This window comes from Oceanisphaera sp., assembly GCF_048268965.1.
Taxonomy (GTDB): Bacteria; Pseudomonadota; Gammaproteobacteria; order Enterobacterales; family Aeromonadaceae; genus Oceanimonas.
This window is the reverse complement of sequence record NZ_JBLWUK010000013.1, coordinates 58201-85015: the sequence shown is the minus strand read 5'-3', so window position 1 is coordinate 85015 and position 26815 is coordinate 58201. Positions and strand designations below refer to the sequence as shown.

The window sequence follows — 26815 nt, the reverse complement described above, 5'->3', positions numbered from 1 at the left end:
GGCGTGTCGTGGGAGGTGACTGTGGTGCCTCTGGTATTCAGGTTCAAAGGTGATCAAATCTTTACTGTAATTGGTATAAGGCAAAGGCACAGCCGGTCGCTTGTTCTACGCGATTATTTCAGCTGCCAGACTGTCATCTCGGCCAGGGTGTGCTGAAACTTGCGACGGGTCTCACGGATCACAAAGGGCACATCTTGCTGGGCGACCAAATTGAAGTGTTGGCCTAATATTGCATCAAGACCGTCTAACGTGGTGACGTTTTCGCCATTCACCTTGATGCCGCCCAGCCACTTATCTTTCGGTGTGTACTGCTCCAGCCAGGTATAAGGTGAGGTGAGCACCAGGTAACCGCCGGCGTTCAATCGCTGATGGATCTGGGTTAAAAACAGGCCCGGGTCATATAAACGGTCGATAAGGTTGCCGCAAAAAATTAAATCATAATCGCAAAAGCATGCTTTAAGATTACAGGCATCGCCCTGTGCAAAGTCAATTTTATCACCCAGTTCGGCATAGCCCAGCGCTTGCAGGCTTACTTCTTTAAACTCGACCAAATCGCCTTCTACGGGAATGGCGTATCGAGTGTGCCCCGTCTCTTTCAGTTGAAAACCGTGTTGAATAAAGCGGGCCGAAAAGTCGATACCATCAACCTGATCAAAGTATTGCGCCAGCTCAAAACTGGCGCGCCCCACCGAGCAGCCCAAGTCCAGTGCCTTGCCATGATTCAACCCGGGAGTGTGGCTCAACAGCGTTTGCACACAGGCCTTGGGATAATTTGCCACGTCAAAGTAACGATCGCCGTAATGAAACTCCAGATATTGTGCTACCAGCTCGTCGGTTTCGTAACTATTAACGGGTTCCACGGGCACCTCTGCGCGGTTGGACTCTATATATCTAAAACCTGCATGTTGAAAAAAATGACGACGAAACGCATAACGAGCATAACGGGTGGCTTCGTTACCGGTCGAAATCCAGGATCCGCCTTTAAACACATTGTGTTGGCCATCGAAGGTCGGGGTAGAAAAGTCATCATATAAGGGGTGCACCTCAAAGCCGGGAAAGCCGTCTATGGGCGACTCTGTCCACTGCCACACATTGCCCACCACATCGCACACCCCCTTATGCTCGAAACGATGGACCGGGCAGGAAGAGGCATAATGCTCGAGATTGATATTGCCCGGTGCTCTCGTCCAGTCAGCTTGATCCGTGTCCAGTAGATTGCGCAGTACCGTCCATTCCGCTTCGGTGGGCAGACGTACATGGGTACCGGTTTGCGCCGCTTTCCAGTTACAAAACGCCTTGGCCTCCAGGTAATTGACGTCTACCGGCCAATCAAGCGGCAGCGGCATCTCTTGCAACAAGTTACGCTGCACATATTTGCCATTGCAATAGCGCCAGAATCGCGGCATATCGGCGCCGGTAAACGTCAGCCAGCCCTGCCCTTCCTGGCTCCACCATTTAGGTTCCTGGTAGCCGCCTGCTTGAACAAAGGCCAGGTACTCACCGTTGGACACCAGATATTTCGCGACCTTGAACGGTGCGACGGCCACGGTTTTGTGCCCGTACTCGTTGTCCCAGCCATAGGTGTGTGCCGTGGCGGGCTTGCCCAGGGTGATGGTCTGACCCGCCACGGGCAACAAGCTGTTTTCGGGTGCCGGCCCGGTGTCGTTGCAAGCCGCCCACAACGGATGCGCATCCAGATACTTTAACGGCAGCATGCGCATGATCACCGAAGACGTTTCCAGGTGAATACGTTCATGCTCTATGCCCATTAAAATGATCCAGGCCGGTGAGTCCTGAGTGATGGGTAAGGTGAGTGGCATCTCGCTTATCAAGGTATCCACGACGTGGCGCACCTGTTCACGATAAGCTCGGGTTTCGCTAACGCTGGGCCAGTCGTAGTGATCACGGTCAAGATCGTCCCACGACATTTCATCCACCCCGATGGCAAACATCGACTCCAGACGCTCGTCGAGTCGGTGCCCGTGATATTTGCCCAGCAGCAGCTTGTTGATGAAGAAGACGGCGGTATGACCGAAGTAGAAGATCAGCGGGTGGCGCAGCGGCTCGGGACGCAGATAATAAGCCTCGTCGCTGTTAATGCAATCGAACAGGTTTTCGTACAGGCTGGAAGTGTGATGAAAATAACGCCGAATCTCTTCCCGCTTCTGCTCGACCGAGGTGCCGGTCAGCAAGGGGGTTCTGGTCACCGCCTCTGCTAATGCTTCCATGGCATACTCCTTGGTTGATAACCCTTTTATTGTTGTTGCAGAGCCTGCACCGCTAGCATAAGACCCGCTAACGTCATCATCGCTTTCTGTTAAGCATAAACGGAATAACGCCGCCAACAAGAAAATCGGTTTCAAGCCCCCGACCCTGTGCTATAACCAGAAGCCCATTTTTCATTGTTACAGGAAGTATCATGACTCAATTCAACAACGTGACCGTTATCAAGCAGGCCAATGTGTATGACGGTGGCAAGGTCACCAGCCGGGTGATCCAGTTTGCCGATGGCAGCCGCAAAACCTTAGGGATTATGCTGCCCGGCGAGTACACCTTCGACACCGCCGCCGCCGAGCTGATGGAAATTCTCGCCGGTGAACTTGAAGTACAGCTGCCGGGCAGCGACAGCTGGCAGACCATCAAGGGCGGCGAGTCCTTCGAAGTACCTGCCAACGCCATCTTCAAGCTCAAAATCCACAGCCTGGTGGATTACTGCTGCTCTTACTTCGAGTAAACCACTACCCGGCCAGTCTGGCGCTATAGTTAGCACAACCCCTAATATCAGAGAGTGTGTTATGCCAATACTGTTGCTGTTGTTAGGCTGGCTGGCGTTCCCTGTAGCCGCGACCGAATATCGCATTCAGACCCTGGCCGAGCAGCTGCATCACCCCTGGGGGCTGGTGGAATTAGCCAATGGCGAGCTGTTGGTCAGCGAACGCCGGGGCCGACTGTTGCGTCTGTCGGCCAAGGGCCGGCAGGCCATTACCGGCCTGCCCCGGCTGACCAATGCCGGTCAGGGGGGGTTGCTGGATTTGGCATTGCACCCCGACTTTGCCAATAATAACTGGCTCTATTTCAGTTACAGCCAGCCTGGTAAAAGGGGGACCGGCACCGCGGTGGCACGGGCAAAACTGCATGACACCCACCTGAGTGATCTGGAAATCATTTTTGTGCAGCAGCCCAAAACATCGGGCAGTGCCCACTTTGGCTCTCGCCTGGTATTCGATGAGCAGGGCTATCTGTTTATTACCACCGGCGAGCGTTATCACTCTCGTGACCAGGCCCAACAGCTCGATAATCATCTGGGTAAAATCCTGCGCTTGCATGACGATGGCACCGTGCCTGTCGATAACCCCTTTATAGATACCCCCAACGCCAGGCCCGAAATCTGGAGCTATGGTCACCGTAATATTCAGGGGGCCGCCATTCATCCGCACAGCGGCGTGCTGTGGACCCACGAGCACGGCCCGCGCGGTGGCGATGAAGTGAACATCATCAAACCGGGTGCCAATTATGGCTGGCCCCTGGTGACCCATGGCCGAGAGTATACGGGAGGCTCCATCGGCCTGGGCACGCAACTCGAGGGCATGGAAGACCCGCTTTGGGTGTGGGTGCCCTCTATTGCCCCTTCCGGCATGCTGTTTTATCGCGGTGAGTTATTTCCCCGGTGGCAAAACTCACTTCTGGTGGGGGCATTGGCAGGCCGCAAGCTGGTACGACTGACGCTGAACGGTCAGCAGATTGTTGACGAGCAACCGCTGCTTGAAGAGCTGGGGCTGCGTATTCGCACCCTGGTACAGGCTAAAGACGGCGGGGTTTACCTGCTGACCGACGCCGCAGATGGAAAACTGCTTAAACTGCTGCCTGCAGGCCAGAAGTGAGCGCGACGGGCCGCCCGCTTGATGTAAAAAGCATAGGGCTGATTTTACCGTTGAAATACGGTAATATTTAACAACTGCATTTTATTTCAATGACTTTGTGAACAACAAGGGAACATAATGACTCAGAAAATCTGGAACGTGTATCTGTCTGGCGAAATTCACAGCGACTGGCGCCAGCGTATTATCGAGGGTACCAAGGCCCAGGGCCTGACCGTTGAATTTACCTCTGCCGTCACCGATCACGACGCCAGCGACATGGTGGGTGTGAACATTCTGGGCAGCGAAGAAGATAACTTCTGGCGCGATCGTAAAGCCTCCGGCATCAACAGCATTCGTACCTCTACCCACATCAAGGCCGCCGATCTGGTCGTGGTTCGCTTCGGGCCCAAGTACAAACAGTGGAATGCCGCCTTCGACGCCGGCTTTGCCGTGGCTTCCGGCAAGCCCATCATTACCCTGCACGATGCCGAGCTGGATCACCCGTTAAAAGAAATCGACGAAGCCGCCAAGGCAACTTGTCGCCACCCGGAACAAGTGGTGGAAATTCTGTCTTACCTGCTGTCTTAAGTTTAAAGCCTCGTTGGACAGCACAATCCCTCGCCTGGCGAGGGATTTTTGCTGTGCCGACTTTTGTCGGCTGCCGCCCTTCCGGTGCAGATACCCGCACCCTTCTGTTTTACAATTGTTACTCACTTAATGCAGAAGGTTACTCCCCATGACATCCCGGACTGTTGCGCTTTTATTCAGCTGGCCAATATTGGCGTTTGCCAATAACGAGGTATGGATAGACGTGGACAGCCAGGAGGAATACGCCGCCGAACACCTGAACGAGGCGGTGAATATCCCTTATACCTACATAGCCCGCGGCGTTAGCAGCCGCTACCCCGATAAAAAAACGGCGATTGTCTTATATGACAGAGACGGCCTTCGGGCCCAGCAAGCCTATGAAGCGCTGCAAACGCTGGGCTATCAGCAGGTAACCACCAAAAGCGGCCTGGAGCAGTTAAAGGCCAGTGGGTATACTACCCAACAGGCAAACCTGCAGGCAGAGGCGCCCCCCGCCACCCTGCACTACCTGAATGACGGCACCAGTTTGTATTCGGAACACCCCGTGACCACGCTGATTAATTATTAAGTCATCTTGCGTAACCGGTGTGGTTCAGTCGTCATTCCCGCGAAGGAACGCCATCCTCGCATAGGAACGTCATCCTCGCGAATGCGGGGGTCCAGTGCCTTTGCAGGCGTTCCGCAGACTGACAGTTTTGCGCCATAGGTCCTGGATTCCCGCCTTCGCGGGAATGACAAGAGGGGCGGGAATGACAAGAGGAGCGGAAATGACGACAGAATCCACGCCAGTTATAAGATATTGCTTAGACTAAGCTCAGTCTTTTTCTGGGTCGTCTTCCCGTAGACCCGCCTTTAACACCTGATCGCCGTCCACATCGGCGACCGTCCAGACCATGTCGTAGCGGACAAAACTATCCCCTACCACAGGGTGGCCGTTACTGTGCGTGAGCATAAAGTCACCCAGATTCAGCTCGGCTTCGCTCTCGTCTACGTCTACGCCATACATGAGTGCCACATCGGCCATGCGGGCATCGGCATCCAGAATAAAGTCACCAAAGAAAGCCCGCGCCTTGCTGCGTGCGGCATCCAGATCGCCACCAAACATGTTGTTCAGGGTTTTCAGGTGGTTACTGCGACCAATCACGCACAGCACATCGCCCATTCTCAGGCGCGTGCTGCCCGAGGCCGGCAGCAGGTTATCACCTCTGAATACCGCCGCCACCCGGCAATGGGGTGGAAAGGTCAGACTGCGGACCACTACGCCATCTATCGATTCGCTGCTGATGGTGTAGAGGAACATTTCAAAGTCATCTTCCTGAAAAATACCCAGCATGGAGCGCCGCCGGGGCGACAGCTCGGGGGGCACTTCCACTTTTAACAGCCGTGCCATTTGCGGCAAGGTCGAACCCTGTACCAACAGCGAAATAAGCACCACAAAAAAAGCCACATTAAACAGCAACATGCCTTCCGGTATGCCGGCCATTAATGGAAATATCGCCAGCACAATCGGCACGGCACCACGCAGCCCCACCCAGGAGATAAAGCCCAGCTCTCGCGAGGTAAACCGGAAAAATGGCACCAGAGACACCAGCACCGCCAGCGGACGGGCAATAAAAATAAGCGCCAGTGAAATCAGGGTGGCCGGCAGCGCCATGGCCCACATATCGGCGGGCGATATCAGCAGCCCCAGCACCAAAAACAGCCCTATCTGACTCAGCCAGGCCAGACCGTCCAGCACCGGCAAAATATACTCCATGTCTCGTAGCCGGGAGTTGCCCAATACCAGGCCCGCCAGATACACCGCCAAAAAGCCGCTCCCATCCAACAGCGCCGTAAAGGCAAACAGCGTCAAGCCAAAACCGGTCACCAGAATGGGATACAAGCCAGCCGCCAACTCAACCCGCCTGATCACCTTTACCAGCAGCAAGCCGCCCAGCAAGCCGGCCACGGCACCAATACCAAATTGCGTCAGCAAAAACAGCAAGGTTTCGCCGGTGCCATTCATATCACCGGTGATCAGGCCAATCACGGTGAGGGTTAGAAATATCGCCATGGGGTCGTTGGTGCCCGACTCTATCTCGAGAGAAGCCCCTACCCGCTGATTAAGGTGCATGCCCCTGCCGCTGAGCAGCGAAAACACCGCCGCCGCATCGGTTGAGCCTACAATGGCTCCCAGCAACAAACCGTGTAGCCAGCTTAAATCCAGAATATAAACGGCAATCAGCCCGGTGACGCCACTGGTGACCACCACGCCCAGGGTGGCCATGCTCAACGCCGGTCTCAGTCCGACGCGAAACGTATCCATGCGGGTGCGCATTCCGCCATCCAGCAGAATAATGGCCAACGCCAGGTTGCCTACACTGTAGGCCAGTGAATAGCTTTCAAACTCGATGCCGCCGGGGCCGCTCTCACCGGCCAGCATGCCGATGACTAAAAAAATAAGCAGAATCGGGATCCCGGAGCGTGCCGATAACATGGTGGCGAACACGCTCAAACACAGCAAGATCCCGGACAGTAAGAAAAGGTGTTCAATATTATCCAATATAGAAGTTCCGACAGTGTGCTAGGGGCTGTAGTTATATCATACCTTGCCACTTCAAATCAGAGCGATTCAATAACCAATTTTAAAGTATATTTATTCGATAATTTACATAAACAGGCGGTGTGATGCCGCCAGTGTGATCGGCTTGCAAACACGGCGGCGACCCGGGGTGCTAGGGCGCCGTGTCGAGTCAGTGCCTGACAGCTGTGCATCTGCATAAATATTCCAACAACCCCCTTACTATCGCCATTTATAGCACCATACAGGTCTATAACAGATTAAATACTCACCAAATGTGCATTTTTTACTATTAAATGTACACAATCGGGTTGCGAGCATCCCCGCTCTTCTTTAAAGTCCGGCGCCTGTTTATTTTTTTATGCTCGCGGCCAGGCCTCGCCTGTCAGGGTTTATATTGTTCAGGAAGTAAAACCAAATGGAACCAACCCATATCAGCTCGCTGATCCCCATCGTCATTACCCTGTTACTCGCTCTGGGCACCCGCAATGTGGTGATCGGCCTGTTTGCCGGTGTGGCCAGCGGCGTGGTGATGTTGAACGACTGGCGTCACCCGTTAGACAACTTCGGTATTCTGGTCAAGGACCACCTGGTGGGCCAGCTGACCGACAGCTATAACGCCGGCGTGCTGGTACTGCTGGTGTTCATCGGCGGCTTTGTGGCGCTGATGGAGCAATCCGGTGGTGGCCAGGCCTTTGCCCGCAAGGTGACCCACTGGGTCAGCACCAAGTGTCGGGCCCAGGTGTCTGCCTGGCTGGGCGGCATCGTGATCTTTTTTTCCGATCTGGGCACGCCCCTGATTGTGGGCCCGGTATTCCGGCCGCTGTTCGACAAGCTCAAGCTGTCACGCCAGAAGCTGGCCCTCATTATCGACTCCACCGCTTCGCCGGTGGCGATTCTGGTGCCCTTTATCGGCTGGGGCGTGTACATCATGGGCCTGCTGCAAAAGGAATTTAATGCCCTGAACCTGCCGCTGACCGACTGGGAAGCCTTTATTGCCGCCATCCCGTTCCAGTTCTACGCCGTACTGGCGGTGGCCATAGTGCCGCTGATTGCCTTCAAGAAGCTGGATTTCGGCCCCATGGCCGAGGCCGAACGCGCCGCCATGCGGGGTGAAATTGCCAGCGGCCCGCAGGAGCCACAAAGCCTGTTCAGCCACGACAACGCCCGCGCCTCCTTCGTATGGGCACCGCTGCTGGTAATGGCCGGGGTGCTGGCCGCCATGCTGGGCCCGCTGGGCTTTCCGTTTGAAAAGGTGCCGGGCTCTGTGTTTCGGGCGGCCCTTTCGACTTCCTACTTTATGGCGGCCATGACCCTGATCACCCTGATGGCCTGCTACGGCGTGCGCCGGGTGACCGACGGCATTGCCGTGTACCTCAAGGGCATGGGCAACATGATGCAGGTGGCCATAGTGCTGATCCTGGCCTGGACCCTGAGCAGCGTCGGCAAGGAGCTGGGCGCCGCCGCCTACATCGCCGAACAGGCCCAGGCCGGCTTCCCCGCCTGGCTGGTTCCGGCAGTGGCGTTTTTGCTGTCGGCGATTATTTCCTTCGCCACCGGCTCGTCCTGGGGTACCTTCGCCATCATGATACCCCTGGTGATCCCCACCGCCGTGGCCATAGACGCCCCCCTGTATGCCTGCATTGGTGCCGTGCTCTCGGGCGGTCTGTTTGGCGATCACTGCTCGCCCATTTCGGAAACCACCATACTGTCGTCTACCGGTTCGGGCTGTGATCAGTTTGAGCACTTCCGCACCCAGCTGCCCTACGCCCTGCTCAACGGCAGCATAGCGCTGGCCGGCTTTATGGTGGCCGGCTGGATTGCAAGCCCGCTGATTCTGCTGGCGGCCATTGCCACCCAGATTGTGCTGGTGGTTATCTTGTCACGCTGGCAAACCCGCCGCCTGCAGGTACAAACCGCCTGATACAATAAAGAAGGCAGGCCACCCGCCCATGGTGGCCTGCCCTGGCTTGCGCACCTCCTGCTTCTTCGGCCAGCACCACGCTAGTTGACGGTATATCACCCTGCTGCTATGCCTAATACACTGTGGAAAAAACATTCATCGCTCCGATGGATGCAGACAGTATCCCAGTAAGGAGCACACCATGGACCATCTGGTTCCTCTTCCGCATTTTGTGCTGGGCCTGATGCTCGGTGCAACCTGCAGCGTCTCTCTGGCCGCTACCCCGGAAGAAAAAATTGCCGACGCCATGAGCTCGGCCCCGCCCTCCATCAGTGCCGCCGCCACCATTGTGGACTGGCCCTCCGGAACGAACGGTGAGATGACGCAGCTGCGCGAGGGAAGCAACGGCTGGACCTGCCTGCCGGACATGCCGACCACCCCGGGCAAGGATCCCATGTGTCTGGACGCAGTCTGGATGGATTGGGCGCACGCCTGGATGAACAAGCTGCCGCTGACCAACAAAGGCATGGGCTTCGGCTATATGCTGCAGGGCGGTACCCCCGAGAGCAACACCGACCCTTACGCCACCGAGCCCACCGCCAGCAACGAGTGGATTAGCGAGCCGCTGCCGCATCTGATGATTCTGGTGCCCGATGCCGCCATGCTCGAAGGCCTACCCACCGAACACACCAATGGTGGCCCCTGGGTGATGTGGAAAGACACGCCTTATGTACACATTATGGCGCCCATGCCGGCTTATCAGCCCTAGGGCCTTACAATCAAAGGCTCCACGCTACATGCATGGGGCTTTTTAAATCAGGCTGACTTCGGCTATCTTGTTTCAACCAACCACTTTTAATCAAAGCATGAGGCCGCGATGATCATTACCCTGTCCATTCAGCTCGCTTCCGGCATGTATGCGGAAGCAGACTGGGGCTGCGAACTGGAAATAGAAGAAAACAGCACGCTGCACGATTTGCATGATGCCATTCAGCAGGCGGTCGATTTCGACAACGACCACCTGTATTCGTTTTTTATCTCTCGCAGAGAGTTCGGGTCGGAGCGCATCCATTTTGACGGCGAAGAATTTTCGCTGGATGACCGGATAACGTCATTGTTCCCCCTGCCCAAGGGCAAGAAGCTGTTCTACTGGTTCGATTTTGGCGACGACTGGATTTTTCAGGTATCCAAATCCCGCAAGAAGCCCAGAGAGCCCCAGCCAGACCGACACTATCCCTTTGTGACCGCCGAAACCGGCACCAGGCCAGAGCAATACAAAGACTACGATCCCGAGGCAGAAGACGAGTGGTAACCATAGCTCCCCCTGCAGCGACCGCACAGATTGACCCTTTGCACCACAGGATGATCACCGATTGACTCGGCACGATGCAGATTAAATGGAGGGTGCGCTGCCAACGCTTCAATGGGTCGGCAGCGCGAACTCTGATTAAGAGTTGGGCATTGCGGCAATGATGATCACCTCAACGCGGTATTCCGGTTTGGCTACCGACACCTCACCACAAGAGCGAACCGGGGCGGTACCTTCGGGAACCCAGCTGTCCCATACTTCGTTGAACTCGTCGTAATCGCCCATGTCGGACAGCCAGATGGTTGCCTGCAACAGGTGTGATTTATCGGTGCCTACCTCGGCCAGCAAGGCGTCGATGCGTGCCAGGCAGCTGCGAGTCTGCTCGGCAACGGTGTCGCCTTCGCCAACCTGACCGGTCAGGTAGACGGTGTCGTTGTGGCGCAGAATGGGGCTGGAGCGTTTAGTAGTGCGTACACGTTCGATAGTCATGTTATTTTTCTTCCAGTTGATTAGCAGCAGGCAGCCGAGCTGATATTCTGCTGTCGAAGGATTGACCAGCCAGTATACAGGGGGGTACCGGGGGTGCAAGCTGAACTCCTGAGAACGGCTTTTTGGGGGTGTGAGGGGCAAAATTGACGGGTGGCAAGACTTCCTGGTTATTCACTGTTATCAATTGTGTGACCTTCAGCAGTCAGCAAGACTTCAGGAAGTACTCAAGGTGAACCCTTACCGGGAATACCGCCGGACGCTGCCACCCCAAGGCCGCGATTATGCTTCTGGCTGAAATCACGCTAATGTCGGTGACCACGACACTGTGTTCAATCAACCAGAGGGATAATAATGAGCTGTATTTTCTGCGATATCGTGGCGGGCAAGGCACCCTGCCATAAAGTATGGGAAGACGACGAACACCTGGCGTTTTTGTCGATTTTCCCCAATACCAAAGGCTTTACCGTGGTGATCCCCAAAGACCACCACCCCAGTTATGCCTTTGAGGCACCGGACGAGGTGTTGAGCAAGCTGGTTATCGCCACCAGGAAGGTGGCCCGGTTACTGGATCAGTCGTTTGACGACGTGGCCCGAACCGGCATGTTCTTTGAGGGCTACGGGGTGGATCACCTGCACAGCAAGCTGTTTCCCATGCACGGTACCGGCAGCAACTCGGCGTTTCAGGCCATTGAGTCGGTGCGGGAGAAGTTTTTCGAGCGCTACGAGGGCTATTTGTCGTCTCACGACAGCCACAGGGCCGATGACGACGAACTGGCCGCTCTGGCGGCCCATATTCGCAGCGTAGCGGAAAAAAGCTAACGAACTCAGCTGCTTGCCGGCCGCGCTTTGCATTTTTATACCTTTTACATCTTTTGCCAAAGCGGCGGCTCTCGTCGAAGTGGGGGTGAAATACCCCGCTTCACCCGGTGCTCCCAACCTCTGGGTGCCGGTTATAAGCTGCAGACTCAAAAATTTTTTGCGTTTTGTCGGTACCCACTAGATAAGCAAAAGCTTATTTAGCACAATACGGTTTCATTAAGCCATATTCGTTCAATCAAAAGGATAAAAAGCATGTTCAGTCACATTATGCTGGGTGCCAATAACATTGAGGAATCAAAACGCTTTTACGATGCCACCATGGCCGTGCTGAGCTACCAGCCCGGGGTAATAAATGACACTGGCAATCGTTGCATGTACCTGAGCTCCAGGGGCGTGCTGGCCCTGTCACTGCCGATCAATGGCGAGCCGGCCACCCATGGTAATGGCTCGACCATCGGCCTGGCTGTAACCAGCCCGGAGCTGGTCGATGCCTGGCATGCCGTCGGCATTGAGAACGGTGGCATTCCCTGCGAGGATCCACCCGGAGTACGCGTGGTCGGTGGCAACAAGATGTACCTGGCCTATCTGCGTGACCCCGCCGGCAACAAGCTGTGTGCCACGCACTTTATGCCGGCGGAAGGCTAACCTCTTGACCACTCTGGCCAGACACCGCAGACAACTCGGTGCCTGAGCAGAGGCTAAAGAGCTCACCTCCCACGATCGTGTCGTGGGAGGTGACAGCTATGTTTACGCTACGCTTAAAATTACTTAAAAAGCACGGTATTATATTTTTAGTTAATTTAAATGAGTGTGCCATTCAATAAGTACCTATTACTTATTGAATGGCACACTTATTTTATATTTTCACGCAGGTAAAAATGGCATTCCCGGAGCTTTTATCACCGAGAATGATTCTTTCGTAGCCTAACCTGCATGCTTTGCGAAGGTCTCTGGCACCTCTTTGCAAACTCTTTGCAAACACCGTTTTGTGTAGTCAGCGCCAACAGGCTACTCCCTGGCATCCGGGAGGAGAATGTGTCTGCTCCGCGCCAAAGCCAATACATGCTCCTGCCATTAGGGTCTGTTGACCTTTCGCGGTTAAATTTTGTTCGAGTTAAACGCGTTTTTATCGCGGCGAGAGGTGTGTAGCCTAGTCACTCTAAGCAAGTACTTCTCAACAAAGAGAAAAACGCGTTTAGCCGAACCCGAAGGGCAGCGCTTGTGGCGTCTTTCTACAGCGTTATCGCTTATTTATGGAGAGTGACTACATGGCATAAGCGCTGCCTTGTATAAAGACGCCACAAACTGCTGCAAAAATCATCTCGAAAGGTCAACAGACCCTAGCATTCCCGCCCTCCCTGACGGTCAGATGGCACGGAGGAGCTGGCCCTTGGTGGGGGCCAGTACTGCATCATTTTTCTTCAGGCTTGTTCTGTGGTATCGGAGGCTTTCGGGTAATTCTGCGGGAACAACTCGCGCATGGCCGCTTCGTCACGCTCCGCCTTGAACCCGATGTTCTTGCCCAGTTCCCGGGCGCGGGCCACGGCGGGACGCGTGTTGATGCTGTCGAACCAACGCTGCAGGTTCGGGTAGCCTGCCAAAGCGTCTTCACCCAGGATGAACACCGCCTTGTCGATCCAGCCCCAGGCCGAGATATCGGCAATGCTGTAGCTGTCGCCAACAATATACTGACGATGCTCCAGATGGGTATCCAGCACCTCGTAATGACGCTGTGTTTCACGCTGGTAGCGATTGATGGCATAGGGGAGTTTTTCCGGTGCCATGTGCGTGAAGTGCACCGCCTGGCCGGAATAGGGGCCGACTCCGCTGCCGATAAACATCATCCACGAAAGCAGTTCGCCCCGCTGCTGCGGATCGCCCGCCAGCTGACCGGATTTTTCGGCCAGGTAGAGCAGAATGGCGGTGGAATCGAATACCCGCACGCCGTTATCGTCAATGGCCGGCACCTTGCCGTTGGGGTTGATGCTGCGAAAGGCGGGTAAATGCTGTTCGCCTTTCAGGGTGTCGACCGGCACCAGCTCATAGGGCAGACCAGTTTCTTCCAGGTAGAGTGCAACCTTCAACGGGTTGGGCGTGGGATGAAAAAAGAATTTGATCATGAGTGCCTCCGGCTGTTTTGAATGATCATTCAAGCACCTCTTGAACGATCATTCAAGTTGAATTTGAGCATTCATTCAAGCTGCAGGTATACTTCACGCTGTGAGCCAAGACAGGAGTCAAGATGACGCGGATACAGTTTGATCGGGAACAGGTGATTCAGGATTCCACTCGGCTATTCTGGCAGCAGGGTTTTAGCGGTGCGTCGATACAGAAGGTGGTCAAGGCAACCGGGCTCAAGCCTGGCAGCCTGTATCTGGCATTTGGCAGCAAAGAAGGACTGTATCTGGCTGCACTGGAACATTACGCCCTTCAGTCTCAGGCCAGGTTGCGCCAAACGCTGGAGCAGGCGCCGTCCATCGGTGAGGGGATATGCCAGCAGCTGTTGCGCATGGTAGAGGAGTCCGCCAAGGCGGATTATTGCAGTTGCTTCCTAATCAAGAGCCAGCTGGAGCTAGCTGCGTCCGGTGGCGAGCTGCAACATCGCGTGAGCAGCTATCTAAATGACATTGAACGCCTGTATTCCGATTATCTGGCCCGTGTCTATTCACCCGATCTGGCCTGCCAATATGCGGCGAGCCTGATGCTGCATATCTTCGGGATCCGGGTATATGGCTATCTGGGTAATAAGCAGGAGACGACAGTGGCGGCCATGAAGCTCGGGCTACCCTGGCTGCCATGGCACACTCTCGATAACAGATAAGGAAGAAGTCCCCTTACCTCAGGCTGATTGACGTTCAATGCCGCTAGGCTAATCAGGTAATCAGTAATCAAACCCTGGCTGGGCTTTAACGCCGGCTTCAAAGGCGTGTTTGACCGACTGCACTTCGCTTACGGTGTCGGCCAGCTCTATGATGGATCGGTGGCAACCACGGCCGGTGATGATCACATGCTGGTGCGGCGGGCGGTTTTGCAGCGCGGTCAACACCCGATCCAGGTCCAGGTAATGATAGGCCACCATGTAAGTGAGCTCGTCCAGCAACACCAGATCGATGCTGGGATCGGCGAGCATTTTTTCCGCCGGTAGCCAGGTCTGTTCGCAGGCGGCCATGTCTTGCTCGCGGTTCTGGGTTTCCCAGGTAAAGCCGGTGTTCATCACCACAAAGGGTACACCGACCTTTTGCAGCAGGTTGCGCTCGCCGCACTCCCAGCCACCCTTGATAAACTGCACCACAGCCGCACTTTTCCCGTGGCCCACCGCCCGGGTAACGGTGCCGAAGCCGGCGGTGCTCTTGCCCTTGCCGTTGCCGGTGATCACCATGAGTACGCCCCGCTCGTCCTGGGCGCTGGCAATCTTGGCATCCACTGCTTCTTTCACTTTTTGCTGGCGTTGCTGATGGCGCTCGGCCTTTACCTGATCGCGGTTGTTGTCGTTTGCTTCGCTCATGGGGTTCCTTGTTGTGTACAGGGTAATATTGAGTCTATGTTTCACCATAGCACGGCAGACAACGGATGTAAGCGTTAGCCCTGACGCCGTAGCGCGGCACCCAGGGTGCGAAAATAACGGCTGAAGGCCGCATTGATTTGCTCGCGCTGCGCCCCCTGGGGATACAAGCCGAGCTCGGCCTCCTTGGTGGCTTTGGTGCCCTTTACCAGAAAGCCGTTTTTAATGGCGGCGTCCTGCACAAAGGCTTCAAAGGCCCGGGCGCACAACTCTTCGGGCTGGCTGTAATACAGGGTGTGGAGTTGCCGATCGGCGGCCGACGAAGCGTTAAAGAGTGCACTGGGTTGCTGGCCACTGGCATCCAGCAATATGGCCTTAAAGCAGTCGAACAACAGATTGTTGAGTGGGTGGTCTATCGATGGGGCATTATCGAGCCAGGCACGCGAGGCAAAAGTGCACCGGCTGGCCCCCGCTATACTTTTGCCGGCAATGTAATGGTCGAAGGCGTGAAACCACTCGTGGGCTATGCTGCCGGGGCCGGCATTTTTAGCCAACGAAAAGCTGCGGCTGGCGGGATTATAATGCGCCGATACCCCGGGGCGACCGCCAATGCCATATTGCAGTGACAAACTCCCGCGCAACGAGATAAGCGGCTCAGGGCCCTGCAAGATCAGCATTAAATCGCAAAGAGCATCATAAAACAGGCCCGCCGCCCGCTCGCGCTCCGCTCGGGTCACCCAGCGGCCAATTTCTATGCTGCAAAAATCGAAGCGCCGCCTGACCTGAACGAAGTCGATGTATTCGCCGGCCGCATGATTGGGCCCATTACGATAATAGCGAGACCGGGTCTCGCTATTAGGGAGATTGCTCATCGATGTTATTGCCACTTTGAGTGATTACCGCACGTTTATTGGCGGTGAAAAACGCAGATAGGGTCAAGGTGCTTTTCGGCCCGTCACCAGGCTGATGATAAACAAGATGATACCCACTATAAAGACCAGCTTTGCCGCCCATGCGGCCGTTCCTGCCATGCCGCTAAAGCCCATGGCCCCGGCAATGAGTGCAATGATCAAAAATATAATGCCCCAACGAAACATAAACTGCTCCTTAACCCAGTGGAAGTTGTTGTCGTTCACCCGTTATTTTAGCAGACGATGACAGCTCCACTTGCTGGATGCTCCCCCCATCATGCAGGGTACAATCGCCCGGCATGCTGGCGGTTCGCTTGCGGGGCCGCTTTTCATGGGCCTGAGGGCAAGCCGTGCTCCGATCCCGGGCCGCCATTTATGACTCGAACGTATCTCTTCTTCGGCGATATGGCCCCAAATGAAACATTATCGTCATGAAAGTGTCGCATTGTAATAAAACCGTCATAAAGGCTCGGCATAGTGGCGCCAACATTGAAATGAGGAAACATGATGAGCCTTGAGTCCACCATCCCCAAACCCGTAATCGATAACAACGTCCAGTCCAACTGGTTATCCTGGCTGCTGGTTTCCTTGCTGATTTATGTGCTGCTGGCCGCCGTGGGCGCCATCGGCTCCGGCTTCAAGGCCGCCGCCGGCAGCAATGCCCAAGAGCTGTTCGCCTTCGCCTCCAACCCGGTTATCGCGCTGATCATCGGCGTGGTGGCGACCGCGCTCATTCAGAGCTCCAGCACAGTTACCTCCATTATCGTGGGTATGGTCGCCGGCGGCCTGCCCATTGCCATCGCCATTCCCATGATCATGGGGGCCAACATTGGCACCTCGCTCACCAGTACTCTGGTCAGCCTGGGCCATATTCGTGATGGCGACGAGTTCAAGCGGGCCTTTTCCGCCGCCACCGTACACGACAGCTTCAATATCCTGGCCGTAGCCATACTGCTGCCGCTGGAACTGCTGTTCCGCCCCCTGGCGACGGCTTCCGGGTATCTCGCCGACCTGCTGGTCAGCGACGCCAGCATGAGCATGAGCGGCATGAACTTCATGAAGGTACTGCTCTCGCCTGCCTCCGACCTGCTGAAGGCCAGCGTGGCCTGGCTGCCCGGTATCTGGTCCGGTGTGGCCCTTATCCTGATTGGCATCGGCCTGATCCTGATGGTGGTCACCCAGATTGGCAAGGTGCTGCGCACCCTGATGGTAGGGCGGGCCATGAACATACTGCACACCGCCGTGGGTCGCGGCCCCGTCTCGGGCATGGCTTCCGGCACCCTGGTCACCGTGCTGGTGCAGTCATCTTCCACCACCAGCTCGCTGATCGTGCCCCTGGCCGGCACCGGGGTATTTTCCCTGAAGCAGGTATACCCCTTCCTGCTGGGCAGCAATATCGGCACCACCATCACCGCCTTGCTGGCCGCCACCGCCATCAGCGGCGCCTCAGCCATGGTGGCCCTACAAATTGCCCTGGTGCACCTGCTGTTCAACCTGCTGGCGATTGCGATTATCTATGTGCTGCCCTTTCTGCGCCTGATGCCGGTGCGCATGGCCGAAACTCTGGCCACCCTGGCCCAGCGCAACAAGGCCTATGTAGCCGCCTATATCGGCGGTGTCTTCTTCGCCCTACCGCTGCTGTTGGTCGGTGTCAGCCAGTTGTTCTGAGTTTAACCTGAACTCTTCCCCCTGACGGGCGTAGTGCTGTGCCATCACGGCACAGACCATCAACTGGATCTGATGAAAAATCATCAGCGGCAGCAATGCCGGGCCCAGCAGCGGTCCGGCAAACAATACCTGCGCCATGGGCACGCCGGTGGCCATGCTCTTCTTCGACCCACCGAACACGATAGTGATCCTGTCTTCACGACTGAAGCCGAAACGACGCCCCAGCCAGGCGGTCAGAAACAGCACCACCGCCAGCAACAGGCAGCACACCAGCGTTAACAGCGCCAGGGCACCGGGTGACAGCGTGCTCCACAAGCCTTCCACCACAGAGGCACTCAGGGCGGTGTAGACCACCAGCAGAATGGAGCTTTGATCTACCCGTGCCAGCGCGGGTCTGTGTTTGTCTATCCAGCCGCCAATCCAGGGCCGCAGGCTGTGCCCCAGTACAAAGGGCAGCAACAACTGCATGCTGATGGCACCGATGGCATGCAGCGGCGAGACACTCTGACTGGCCTCCACCTGCAGCAAGAATGCCACCAGCAGCGGCGTCAGCAGAATGCCCAGTATGCTGGACGCCGACGCACTGCAGACCGCCGCCGGCACATTGCCGCCCGCCAGAGAGGTAAAGGCAATGGCCGATTGCACCGTGCCCGGCAGCACACACAGAAACAGCATGCCGAGATAGAGCTGCTCTCCCAGCAGCGGCAGCAGCACCGGCCTGGCGGCCAGTCCCAGCAGCGGAAACATCACGAAGGTACAGCCAAATACCAGCAGGTGCAGCCGCCAGTGAGTCGCACCAGCAACTATGGCCTGACGCGACAGCTTGGCACCGTGCATGAAAAACAGCAGCGCAATGGCCGCCACCGTCAGCCAGTCAAAGAAGTGCGCCGCCATCCCCTGCGCCGGCAACAGGCTGGCGGCGGCCACCACCGCCAGCAGTACCAGAGTAAAATTGTCGAACAGCATACGCAGATATCTGAACATTTTTTTGATCCTGATTGAGTCTGAAATGCCCTACTATACCCTAACTGCCAGGGGCAAGGCGGTGGTGTACTTGATCTGCTCCATGGCAAAACTGGAGGTGATGTCCGACAAGCCTTCGGTACTGGTGATCAACTTCTTGTAGAAACGGTCGAAGGCAGCAATGTCTGCCACCACCACCCTTAACATGTAATCCCACTCCCCCGACATGCGATAAAATTCCACCACCTCGTCGAAATCAGTCACCGTCTCGGCAAACTGCGCCAACCAGCGACTGTCGTGATGCTGGGTTTTAAGTTGCACGAAGACCGACAGCCCCAGCCCCAGTTTGTCCGCATCCAGCAGCGCCACCCGGCCACGAATGTAACCGGCCTCTTCCAGCTTTTTCACCCGCTTCCAGCAGGGGGTGGTAGACAAATTGACCACCTCGGCCAGGTCCTTCAACGGCAGCGAGGCATCCTGCTGCAATAACGCCAGAATCTGCTTATCGACAATATCCACTCGCTAAACCCCTAAATAGAGAATAATTTTCTAAAAAATAACACTTGTACGATGAAGATGGAAAATACTTTACCTTGAGAGAGGGATATAATTCTTGCATCACAGAACCGATTGGTTTTTCTTGTTACTCCCTAGCACCGGACGCCTCTCTATGAACAACTGGACCCGCACTGCCCTTAAAACCTTGTCTAGCGACCAGCTACGCACCTCGGATACCCACCTCTATCTGCTTGATATACCCGGCCTGCCCGGCATCGACATTTATCTGAAAGACGAAAGCACCCACCCTACGGGCAGCCTCAAGCACCGATTGGCCCGCTCCCTGTTTTTGCATGCCATTTGCAGCGGCAAAATCAATGAACACACCCATGTAGTGGAAGCCTCTTCAGGCAGCACCGCAGTGTCGGAAGCCTATTTCGCCAAGCTGCTGGGCCTGACCTTTACCGCCGTTATGCCGCGCCACACCACCCGCAGCAAAATCGAGCAGGTGGAGCGCCTGAGCGGCCATTGCCACTTTGTCGATCACGCCGCCGAGGTCTACTCCGAAGCCGAACGACTGGCGCGGGAAAGCAACGGCCATTATATGGATCAGTTCACCTTTGCCGAGCGGGCCACCGACTGGCGCGGCAACAACAACATCGCCGAGAGTATCTTTCGCCAGCTGGCCGAAGAGCCCCACCCCATTCCCCGCGCCATCGTGATGAGTGCGGGCACCGGCGGTACCTCGGCGACCCTGGGACGCTATGCCCGCTATTTGGGCCTGGATACCCAGTTGGTGGTGGTCGACCCGGAAAACTCGGTGTTTTACGACAGCTATAAAAGCGGCGATGCCAGTCTGGTAAGCCAGGCCGGAGGTCGCATAGAAGGCATAGGCCGACCAAGAGTAGAAGCCTCGTTTCTGCCCGAGGTGATCGACGAGATGATCAAGGTGCCGGACGCCGCCAGCATTGCCACCATTCACTGGTTGGAGCACATTCTGGGCCGCAAGGCCGGTGGCTCGACCGGCACCAACCTGTGGGGCGTATTACAGCTGGCCAAACGCATGCAGGAAAAAGGCGAGCGCGGCTCTCTGGTTACCCTGATGTGCGACGGTGGCGAACGCTACCTGGACACTTACTACAACCCCGAGTGGGTCGCCGAAAATATTGGTGATTTAACGCCCTACAGCGAGCAACTCGCGGTATTTGGATAAACAACGCTGGAAGCCGTCAGCCTGTCTCCTAGTCGCTAATCAGTAATTAATGCACAGAGGCAGCTGGGTAGCCTCCTCCGACTCGCTCAAGTACTTCCATGTAGCGCTCATACACATGACGTCCCTGTCATGTGATGGTCGGCTGAGGCTATCCCAGCCGCCTCTTTTTAGGCACCGAGTCTTCGGTGAGCACAACTGACTGACAACTCCGCTCCTGACGGGAAGGCAGAGGGTGTCTGCTCAACCGACCATCCGCGCCAAGGATGGCGCGGTTTGAGCCCCCATGGATGGGTTTACGGCGAGTCGGAGGAGTAGTGCCCTTTGCCTGACAAGCCACACTTATATCAACAAATAGCTGTGACTGAGAGACAGGCCGTAAGCAACACACTCCTCACCCCTCACGCTTCACCGTTCGCCCTGACCGCAGCACCAGCATGCAGGGGGTGAGTAGCAAGGTGAGCAAAGTGGCAAAGCTGAGGCCGCCGGCAATGGCACTCGATAGCTGAGTCCACCACTGGGTAGAGGGGGCGCCTATGCCGAGGCTTGGGCCCAACAAATCGACGTTAATGCCCAGCACCATGGGCATCAACCCCAGCACTGTGGTAATGGCGGTCAGCAGCACGGGCCTGAGACGCAGGCTGCCGGTTTCCAGTGCCGCCTCGGTGGGGTTCATGCCATCGGCGCGCAGCTGGTTAAAGGTATCGATTAATACGATGTTGTTGTTCACCACTATGCCCGCCAGGGCAATAATGCCCATGCCCACCATAACGATGCCAAACGACTGCCCATTAAGCAGCAGTCCAATCAAGACCCCTGCGGTAGAAAATACGATGGCCGACAGTACCAGGGCAGTTTGATACAGGCTGTTAAACTGGGTGACCAGGATCAGCGTCATCATGAAAATGGCCACGCCAAAGGCAGTCATCAAAAATTGCCCCGCTTCCCGCTGATCGGCATCCTCCCCTGCCACCACCAGGTTGACCCCGTCGGGTAAACTTTTAACTTGCTCACGCAAGGCGCTCAAGCGCTCATCCAGCCGATAGCCTTCACCGATGTCGGCCTTGATGGTAATGGTGCGCCGCCCGTCCACTCGGTGCAGGGTGCCCACTTTTGCTGCCGAGCTGAAGGTCACAAAGTGACTGAGCGGTACCTGACCACGGTTGGTGTTGAGCGTTAACCGGGACAATTGATCGAGCGAGCGAAAACTGGCGGGCACGCGCACCCGAATATCCACTTCATCGGTCGCATCTTCCGGCCGGTAGGTGGCCAGCTTCAAGCCATTGGTCACCAGCTGTACCGCATTCCCCACACTCAGTACATCGGCTCCCAGCCGAGCGGCCGCTTCTCTGTCCACCTTGAGCCGCCACTCTATGCCGGGCAGGCTGCGATCGTCTTCTATATCGATAAAGCCGCCCAATTCCACCATGGCGCCGCGCAACAGCTCGGTGGCCTGTGCCACACTCGCCTCGCTCTGGCCATTGAGCCTGAGCTCCACCGGTTTACCGCCGCCCGGCCCCATCTGTTGTTGCCGAAAGTCGAGAATAATGCCGGGAATATCCGCCGTTAGCGCCAGCATGGTGTCTTTAATGGCACTGGCGGGACGACGCTGAAACCAGTCCACAAACTGAAACTGCAGCACGCCAATCACATCGCTGCCCATCTGGTTATCGGCCATGGCAAAGCTGCGCGCATACAGGGCTTTTACTTCACTCATGCCTTGCAGGCGTTGCTCTACTTCTTGCAGAATGGCGTCTTTTTCATACACCGATAAATCGCCCCGGGCACGCACCTGCAGCTGGGCACTGTCGGGCTCGATAGACGGAAAGAACTCTACCCCGTGATTAAATCGGGCGTAGCCGGCATACACCAGACCAATAATGACCAGGGTGCCCGCCAGGGTCAGGCCCGGGCGTTGCAGCAAACGGCTCAGCAAGGCGCGGTATTGAGTCAGGCCTACCACCTTTACCGGTGTCTTGCGCTGTTGCTGGCGCGTCAGGCCGCCCATGGTCGGCAAAAATACCAGTGCCATGGCCAATGATGCCAACAGGCAGATAATCACGGTGGCGGGCAGGTATTTCATGAACTCGCCCACCACACCGGGCCAGAACAATAGCGGAGCAAATACCGCCAGCGTGGTAATGGTGGAGGCTATCACCGGCCAGCTCATGCGGTGGGCGGCGTTAACCCAGGCCTGCTTGGGTGCCTGCCCTTCGTGCAAGTTCCGATCCGCCAGCTCACTCACCACTATGGCGCCATCGACCAGCATGCCCGCCACCAAAATCAGCGCAAACAGCACTATGATGTTCATAGTAAAGCCAATGGCCCAGATGATCAGAATGCCGGATAAAAAGGCGCCGGGTATGGTCAAACCCACCATCACCGCCGAGCGCATGCCCATGGTCAGCACAATCAGGATCAGCACCAGCACCACGGCAGTCAGCACATTATTCAGCAAGTCCGACAACATGCTTTCTACCTGCAGGGACTGATCCATGATGTAGTCGATGGTCACGCCCTCGGGCAATAACGGTGCGGCGGCTGCCAGCAACTGTTTTACCTGATCTATGGTGTCGATGATGTTGGCGCCGGCCCGCTTACTGACCTCCAGCACCACGCCGGGTTGGTCGTTAATACGGGCAAAACCGGCGGGATCTTTAAAGGTGCGGTGCAAGGTCGCCACGTCGCCAAAGGTCACCACATTATCGCCGTTCACCTTGATGGGCATGCCCATCACATCCTCCAGGTTTTCGATAACACCCGGTACCTTGATTGCCAATCGCCCCGCGCCTGTGTCCAGGCTACCGGCGGCCACCAGCCGGTTATTGCGCGAGACCAGGTTGAACAACTGGGTGTAATCGATGCCGTAACTGTCGAGCACCTGCGGGTCGACCAGGATCTCCAGCACGTCTTCCCGGTCGCCGCCGATGTCGACTTCCAGCACCTCGGCAATGCCTTCAATTTCGTCTTTCAACCGCCGCGCTATCATCACCATTTCGGCTTCGGACAAGGGCCCGGACAAGGCCACAGACAACACCGGAAATAACGAGACGTTAATTTCGTGCACCACGGGCTCGTCGACTTCCTGTGGCAACTTGCTACGCGTGGCGTCTACTTTTTCGCGAACATCCTGCAGGGCCTGTTTGGGATTGAAGCCCGCATCAAATTCCAGCATCACGGAAGCATGCCCCTCACTGGCGGTCGAGGTCATTTTTTTGACCCCTGCCAGGGTGCGCAGCTCTTGCTCCATGGGGCGCACCAGCAAACGCTCGGCATCTTCCGGGCTAATACCTTCCAACCCCATGGACACATACATCATGGGAATGGTGACATCCGGGTTCGCTTCTTTGGGAATGGCCTGATAGGCGCCGTATCCGCCCAACAGCAAAAACACAAAGGCCATCAGGGTCGCTCGGCTGCGATACACGGCCGCAGTGATCAGCGCCCTCACAGCGCGGGCTCCTGCAGGCGAATATTGACCGGTTCACCTTCGTTCACAAAGCCGGCACCGCGGGTAATTATCCGCGCCGAGTCCGGCAAGCCACTGATCCAGGCTTCATCCGGGGTAATGCTCAGCAGCTTGACCGCCACCCGTTGCATGCGGTTTTGTTCATCCACCAGATGTACGCCCAGTCGGCCATGCTCGTCCAGCGCCAGCAAGGCAGGCGACACGCGATACGCTTGTTGGGCGGGCAGGTTAATATGCAGCCCCACACTGGCCCCCGCTACCCGCCAGCCATCGGGATTATCCAGCCTGGCTTCCAGCGCATAACTGCGAGTGCGTTCATCGGCAGCCCGGGCAATAAAGCTGAGTCGACCGGACAAGGTTCTCCCGTCCAGCAAGACGGCGGTTACCGGCAAGCCTACGGTCAAGTCGGCCACCTGTTGCTGGGGCACAGTGGCCGATAATTTAAGCGCTGAAACATCGACCAGGGTTAACAGCGGATCGCCGGCTTGTACGAAACTGCCCGCTTCTACCGGCAAGGCATCTATGCTGCCGGCAAATGGCGCCTTGATCTGCGTATGGGCCAACGCCAGCCGGGCTGCAACCAATGCGGCCTCGCTGGCCGCTGCCGCCGCCTTTAATGACAGATAATGGGTTTCGGACACCAGCTGGTTACGGAGCAGCCGGGCAGCCCCCTTCACTTCGGCCTGGCGCAGGGCGAGATCGGCTTTAGCCTGAGCCAGGTTGGCCTGGCGACCGTCATCGCTCAGGGTCACTAATAGCTCATCGGCGACCACTTGCTGGCCCAGGGCCGGCCGCGTGAGCAAGGTGCCGTTAACCTGGGCACGCAACGTCAGGCTGTGGGCCGGCAACAGCTGCCCTTGCAGCAACACTCGGCCTTGATAAGGCTCGGCATGAAACTGGCGTACTTCTACATAAAAGCTATCTGCCTGCTCGGATTGACCGGCGGCTGGGATCGAGCTTTGCTCGGCAACCGGTGCCGTCGAGTCGGCGTCTTGAGCCACATACAGTTCGCCTCGCCATAACCAGAACAACAGCACCAGAAATATCAGCAAGATCCCGCCCCACTTCTTATGCCGGGTGAGCCACAAGCTTGCTCTGTTTGTTGTCATGGGTGAGGTTCCATACAAAATAGAGTAGAGGCTCAGCATAGCAATTTCGCTGAAACTGAAACAGCCATTTGAATAGAGAGAGGTGTAAAGCGTGAGGAGTAAGGCCACACCTACAAATTCGGTGTGCTGCGCCTTATATCTTCAGGGTATAACCCTTTGTTCCATGATCTGAATCAAGACAAAGCGACCCTCTTGCCCATTAAAAAATTATTGACTGGGGAATCAGGCAGGCATAGGATACTTACAAATAGGTATTTGGAGTGCACATTATGACTCATCCACGTTTATTGCGTCTTGCCAACATCTCTATGGTCGTGTTTTTAGTGGTGGCCTGTGGTGCCTTGTTCGTTGCTTATCTGCAAGAAGAGTCGGTATCGCTGGGCATGACGGTGTTCATGCACATTACCCTGGTGATCAGCGCAGCTTTGTTCAAGCTCGCTTATGTGGTGCGTCTGATTGCGCAGGACAAACTCGGCCTACAGCTGGTTTGAAGCCGACCAAACACCCTTCAGTGGTCACCTATCAAGGATCAACTGCAAATTAAAACCTAACAAGCCAAAGAGCACCCCTGCGTAAGTATCAAACACAAAGCCTCGACAAGCAGACCTTGTCGAGGCTTTGTGTTGTCCATCATGAGAGTCAGCCGCCATAACATCGGGAGCAGGACGATCACGGCGTCAATGCCACCCAGCTGAAGGGCGTCATAAGTGCCACTTTCGCGCCTCCCCTGCCTGCTGTTTCCGCCATATTTCTGCTTTACGTAAGATGATCTTCCGGCACTCATTCTCCAGGTTTTTCTCACAAAAAATACCAAGTTGCAAAACAGTGAAACCTCCGGGCAACAAATGCTTCACTATTTGTCTTAATTTGGTGTAATGTGTATCACGTTTGTTATGTTTATCTTCTATCCACAGCAAGGTGACTGTTATGAAACGTATATGGATATCATTGTTTGCCGCCGCCGGCCTCTGGCATGGCCAGGCTACCGCCACCACTACAATGCGGGTTGCCACCTGGCTTTCACCCACGAGTGAAATGAATACCACCGTGCTGCCTACCTGGGGAAAGTGGATTGAGGAAGCCACCGAGGGTCGGGTCAAGCTCAAGCTTGAACACGATCTGGGGGCGCCGCAAAGCATGATCGATTTGGTTCAAGATGGCGCGGTAGATGCTTCATGGACGTATCATGGTTACTTCCCCGGTCGCTTCAAACTGACCACCATCGCCGAGTTACCGAACCTGGGTGCCGGTGCAGAAGCCGCCTCGGTGGCACACTGGAAGATTCATGAAAAATACCTGGCCAACGCCCACGAGCATGGTGAAGTGATAGTGGCCGGTCTGTTCACCCACGGTCCCGGCGAAATCCACATGCGCGAACCCATCAACAGCCTGAGTGAGCTGGCCGACAAGAAAATTCGTATCGGCGGTGGCGTACAGAACGCCATTGGCAAGCAATTGGGCATCACCGGCGTAGCCGCCCCCACCACCAAGGTCTATGAAATGCTCACCCAGGGCGTGGTGGATGGTGTGTTCAACCCCATGAACACCAAGCGCAGCATGCGCTTCAAGGAAGTCGCTCCCTACACCCTGAAAATGCCCCACGGCCTGTACCTGGGCAGTTTTGGCATCTTTATCGGTGAAGACTTCTTCGACCGCATATCCAATGAAGACCGGGAAGCCATCATGGCGGTATCCGGCGAGAAGCTCTCGGCCATGGCCGCCCGTGCCTGGGTACAAGCCGACCAGGAAGCCGAACAGGATGCGCTCGAATACGGTAATACCGTCACCCCGGCCAGCGAGCAGGATGTACAGCTGTTTGCCGAGCTGACCCGGAACATTGAACAGGACTGGCTGAAGGACGTGGCCGACCGCAAGATAGATGCTCCACTGGCCCTGCAGGAATTCCGCCAGATCGCCCGTGATTATCAGGCCCAACTGGACTCCCAAGGATAACTGT

General features: G+C 56.2%; 25 protein-coding genes. 14 read left to right on the top strand and 11 right to left on the bottom strand.

The annotated features are described in order from the left end of the window. Positions 1 to 113: 113 nt before the first annotated feature. Positions 114 to 2228 carry a 5-histidylcysteine sulfoxide synthase gene (gene ovoA / locus ACN0VL_RS08120; protein WP_417616269.1) on the bottom strand — a complete coding sequence of 705 codons (2115 nt, stop codon included), beginning with the start codon at positions 2226 to 2228 and terminating at the stop codon, positions 114 to 116. A gap of 191 nt (positions 2229 to 2419) precedes the next feature. Here ovoA and ACN0VL_RS08115 point away from each other — a divergent pair, with 191 nt between their 5' ends. From ACN0VL_RS08115 to ACN0VL_RS08100, 4 genes are all read left to right on the top strand, one after another. Then, on the top strand, positions 2420 to 2734 hold the full coding sequence (locus ACN0VL_RS08115; protein WP_417616268.1) for a pyrimidine/purine nucleoside phosphorylase: 315 nt from the start codon (positions 2420 to 2422) through the stop codon (positions 2732 to 2734). Between the two features lie 61 nt (positions 2735 to 2795). Continuing rightward, positions 2796 to 3881: a PQQ-dependent sugar dehydrogenase gene (locus ACN0VL_RS08110; protein ID WP_417616267.1), complete on the top strand. Its 1086-nt coding sequence runs from the start codon at positions 2796 to 2798 to the stop codon at positions 3879 to 3881. Between the two features lie 117 nt (positions 3882 to 3998). Continuing rightward, positions 3999 to 4448 carry a YtoQ family protein gene (locus tag ACN0VL_RS08105; protein WP_417616265.1) on the top strand — a complete coding sequence of 150 codons (450 nt, stop codon included), beginning with the start codon at positions 3999 to 4001 and terminating at the stop codon, positions 4446 to 4448. Positions 4449 to 4596: 148 nt separating this feature from the next. After that, positions 4597 to 5016 carry a rhodanese-like domain-containing protein gene (locus ACN0VL_RS08100; protein ID WP_417616264.1) on the top strand — a complete coding sequence of 140 codons (420 nt, stop codon included), beginning with the start codon at positions 4597 to 4599 and terminating at the stop codon, positions 5014 to 5016. A 246-nt stretch (positions 5017 to 5262) separates the two neighbouring features. On the opposite strand, the gene ACN0VL_RS08095 is transcribed toward ACN0VL_RS08100, so the two are convergent. Then, positions 5263 to 6990, bottom strand: coding sequence for a potassium/proton antiporter (locus tag ACN0VL_RS08095; protein WP_417616262.1), 1728 nt, complete (start codon positions 6988 to 6990; stop codon positions 5263 to 5265). A gap of 436 nt (positions 6991 to 7426) precedes the next feature. Here ACN0VL_RS08095 and ACN0VL_RS08090 point away from each other — a divergent pair, with 436 nt between their 5' ends. The 3 genes from ACN0VL_RS08090 to ACN0VL_RS08080 all read left to right on the top strand — a co-directional run bounded on the left by ACN0VL_RS08090 (position 7427) and on the right by ACN0VL_RS08080 (position 10223). After that, the gene (locus ACN0VL_RS08090) at positions 7427 to 8932 is read left to right on the top strand and encodes a Na+/H+ antiporter NhaC family protein (RefSeq protein ID WP_417616260.1); all 1506 of its coding nucleotides are present in this window, start codon (positions 7427 to 7429) and stop codon (positions 8930 to 8932) included. Positions 8933 to 9113: 181 nt separating this feature from the next. Next, positions 9114 to 9680: a hypothetical protein gene (locus tag ACN0VL_RS08085; RefSeq protein ID WP_417616259.1), complete on the top strand. Its 567-nt coding sequence runs from the start codon at positions 9114 to 9116 to the stop codon at positions 9678 to 9680. Positions 9681 to 9788: 108 nt separating this feature from the next. Then, positions 9789 to 10223, top strand: a complete 435-nt coding sequence (locus tag ACN0VL_RS08080; protein ID WP_417616257.1) for an IS1096 element passenger TnpR family protein — start codon at positions 9789 to 9791, stop codon at positions 10221 to 10223. Positions 10224 to 10358: 135 nt separating this feature from the next. Here the strand turns inward: ACN0VL_RS08080 and ACN0VL_RS08075 are convergent, their stop codons facing one another. Beyond that, the gene (locus ACN0VL_RS08075) at positions 10359 to 10709 is read right to left on the bottom strand and encodes a RidA family protein (RefSeq protein ID WP_417616255.1); all 351 of its coding nucleotides are present in this window, start codon (positions 10707 to 10709) and stop codon (positions 10359 to 10361) included. Positions 10710 to 11060: 351 nt separating this feature from the next. Between ACN0VL_RS08075 and ACN0VL_RS08070 the strand changes: the two genes are divergently transcribed. Further along, on the top strand, positions 11061 to 11528 hold the full coding sequence (locus ACN0VL_RS08070) for an HIT family protein (protein ID WP_417616253.1): 468 nt from the start codon (positions 11061 to 11063) through the stop codon (positions 11526 to 11528). 252 nt (positions 11529 to 11780) lie between these two features. Beyond that, a complete protein-coding gene (locus ACN0VL_RS08065; protein ID WP_417616251.1) occupies positions 11781 to 12173 on the top strand; it encodes a VOC family protein in 393 nt (130 codons plus the stop codon). Positions 12174 to 12949: 776 nt separating this feature from the next. On the opposite strand, the gene ACN0VL_RS08060 is transcribed toward ACN0VL_RS08065, so the two are convergent. After that, positions 12950 to 13648 carry a glutathione S-transferase family protein gene (locus tag ACN0VL_RS08060; RefSeq protein WP_417616249.1) on the bottom strand — a complete coding sequence of 233 codons (699 nt, stop codon included), beginning with the start codon at positions 13646 to 13648 and terminating at the stop codon, positions 12950 to 12952. A 122-nt stretch (positions 13649 to 13770) separates the two neighbouring features. On the opposite strand from ACN0VL_RS08060, the gene ACN0VL_RS08055 reads away from it, so the two are divergent. Next, positions 13771 to 14349 carry a TetR/AcrR family transcriptional regulator gene (locus tag ACN0VL_RS08055; RefSeq protein WP_417616247.1) on the top strand — a complete coding sequence of 193 codons (579 nt, stop codon included), beginning with the start codon at positions 13771 to 13773 and terminating at the stop codon, positions 14347 to 14349. Between the two features lie 60 nt (positions 14350 to 14409). On the opposite strand, the gene cobO is transcribed toward ACN0VL_RS08055, so the two are convergent. The 3 genes from cobO to ACN0VL_RS08040 all read right to left on the bottom strand — a co-directional run bounded on the left by cobO (position 14410) and on the right by ACN0VL_RS08040 (position 16127). Then, positions 14410 to 15033, bottom strand: coding sequence for a cob(I)yrinic acid a,c-diamide adenosyltransferase (gene cobO / locus ACN0VL_RS08050; RefSeq protein ID WP_417616245.1), 624 nt, complete (start codon positions 15031 to 15033; stop codon positions 14410 to 14412). A 74-nt stretch (positions 15034 to 15107) separates the two neighbouring features. Then, a complete protein-coding gene (locus ACN0VL_RS08045; protein ID WP_417616243.1) occupies positions 15108 to 15902 on the bottom strand; it encodes a CLCA_X family protein in 795 nt (264 codons plus the stop codon). 63 nt (positions 15903 to 15965) lie between these two features. Beyond that, entirely contained in the window at positions 15966 to 16127 is a 162-nt protein-coding gene (locus ACN0VL_RS08040) for a DUF1328 domain-containing protein (protein ID WP_417616241.1), read from the bottom strand. Positions 16128 to 16448: 321 nt separating this feature from the next. Between ACN0VL_RS08040 and ACN0VL_RS08035 the strand changes: the two genes are divergently transcribed. Next, positions 16449 to 17609 (top strand): Na/Pi symporter, encoded by a 1161-nt coding sequence (locus ACN0VL_RS08035; RefSeq protein ID WP_417616271.1) that lies wholly within the window; start codon positions 16449 to 16451, stop codon positions 17607 to 17609. Here ACN0VL_RS08035 and ACN0VL_RS08030 read toward each other — a convergent pair. Together ACN0VL_RS08030 and ACN0VL_RS08025 are read right to left on the bottom strand one after the other, a co-directional pair. Beyond that, positions 17571 to 18575 (bottom strand): bile acid:sodium symporter family protein, encoded by a 1005-nt coding sequence (locus ACN0VL_RS08030; protein WP_417616270.1) that lies wholly within the window; start codon positions 18573 to 18575, stop codon positions 17571 to 17573. The two genes, ACN0VL_RS08035 and ACN0VL_RS08030, sit on opposite strands and share 39 nt — an antisense overlap. Positions 18576 to 18626: 51 nt before the next feature. After that, the gene (locus ACN0VL_RS08025) at positions 18627 to 19091 is read right to left on the bottom strand and encodes an Lrp/AsnC family transcriptional regulator (protein ID WP_417616239.1); all 465 of its coding nucleotides are present in this window, start codon (positions 19089 to 19091) and stop codon (positions 18627 to 18629) included. Between the two features lie 151 nt (positions 19092 to 19242). Between ACN0VL_RS08025 and ACN0VL_RS08020 the strand changes: the two genes are divergently transcribed. Further along, the gene (locus ACN0VL_RS08020; protein WP_417616237.1) at positions 19243 to 20283 is read left to right on the top strand and encodes a PLP-dependent cysteine synthase family protein; all 1041 of its coding nucleotides are present in this window, start codon (positions 19243 to 19245) and stop codon (positions 20281 to 20283) included. A 391-nt stretch (positions 20284 to 20674) separates the two neighbouring features. Here ACN0VL_RS08020 and ACN0VL_RS08015 read toward each other — a convergent pair whose 3' ends face one another. Together ACN0VL_RS08015 and ACN0VL_RS08010 are read right to left on the bottom strand one after the other, a co-directional pair. Beyond that, on the bottom strand, positions 20675 to 23731 hold the full coding sequence (locus ACN0VL_RS08015; RefSeq protein WP_417616235.1) for an efflux RND transporter permease subunit: 3057 nt from the start codon (positions 23729 to 23731) through the stop codon (positions 20675 to 20677). After that, entirely contained in the window at positions 23728 to 24858 is a 1131-nt protein-coding gene (locus ACN0VL_RS08010) for an efflux RND transporter periplasmic adaptor subunit (RefSeq protein ID WP_417616234.1), read from the bottom strand. Before ACN0VL_RS08010 ends, ACN0VL_RS08015 begins: the two co-directional genes overlap by 4 nt. Before the next feature lie 269 nt (positions 24859 to 25127). Here ACN0VL_RS08010 and ACN0VL_RS08005 point away from each other — a divergent pair, with 269 nt between their 5' ends. After that, a complete protein-coding gene (locus tag ACN0VL_RS08005) occupies positions 25128 to 25349 on the top strand; it encodes a hypothetical protein (RefSeq protein WP_417616232.1) in 222 nt (73 codons plus the stop codon). A 436-nt stretch (positions 25350 to 25785) separates the two neighbouring features. Next, the gene (locus tag ACN0VL_RS08000; RefSeq protein WP_417616230.1) at positions 25786 to 26811 is read left to right on the top strand and encodes a TRAP transporter substrate-binding protein; all 1026 of its coding nucleotides are present in this window, start codon (positions 25786 to 25788) and stop codon (positions 26809 to 26811) included. Positions 26812 to 26815: the final 4 nt, after the last annotated feature.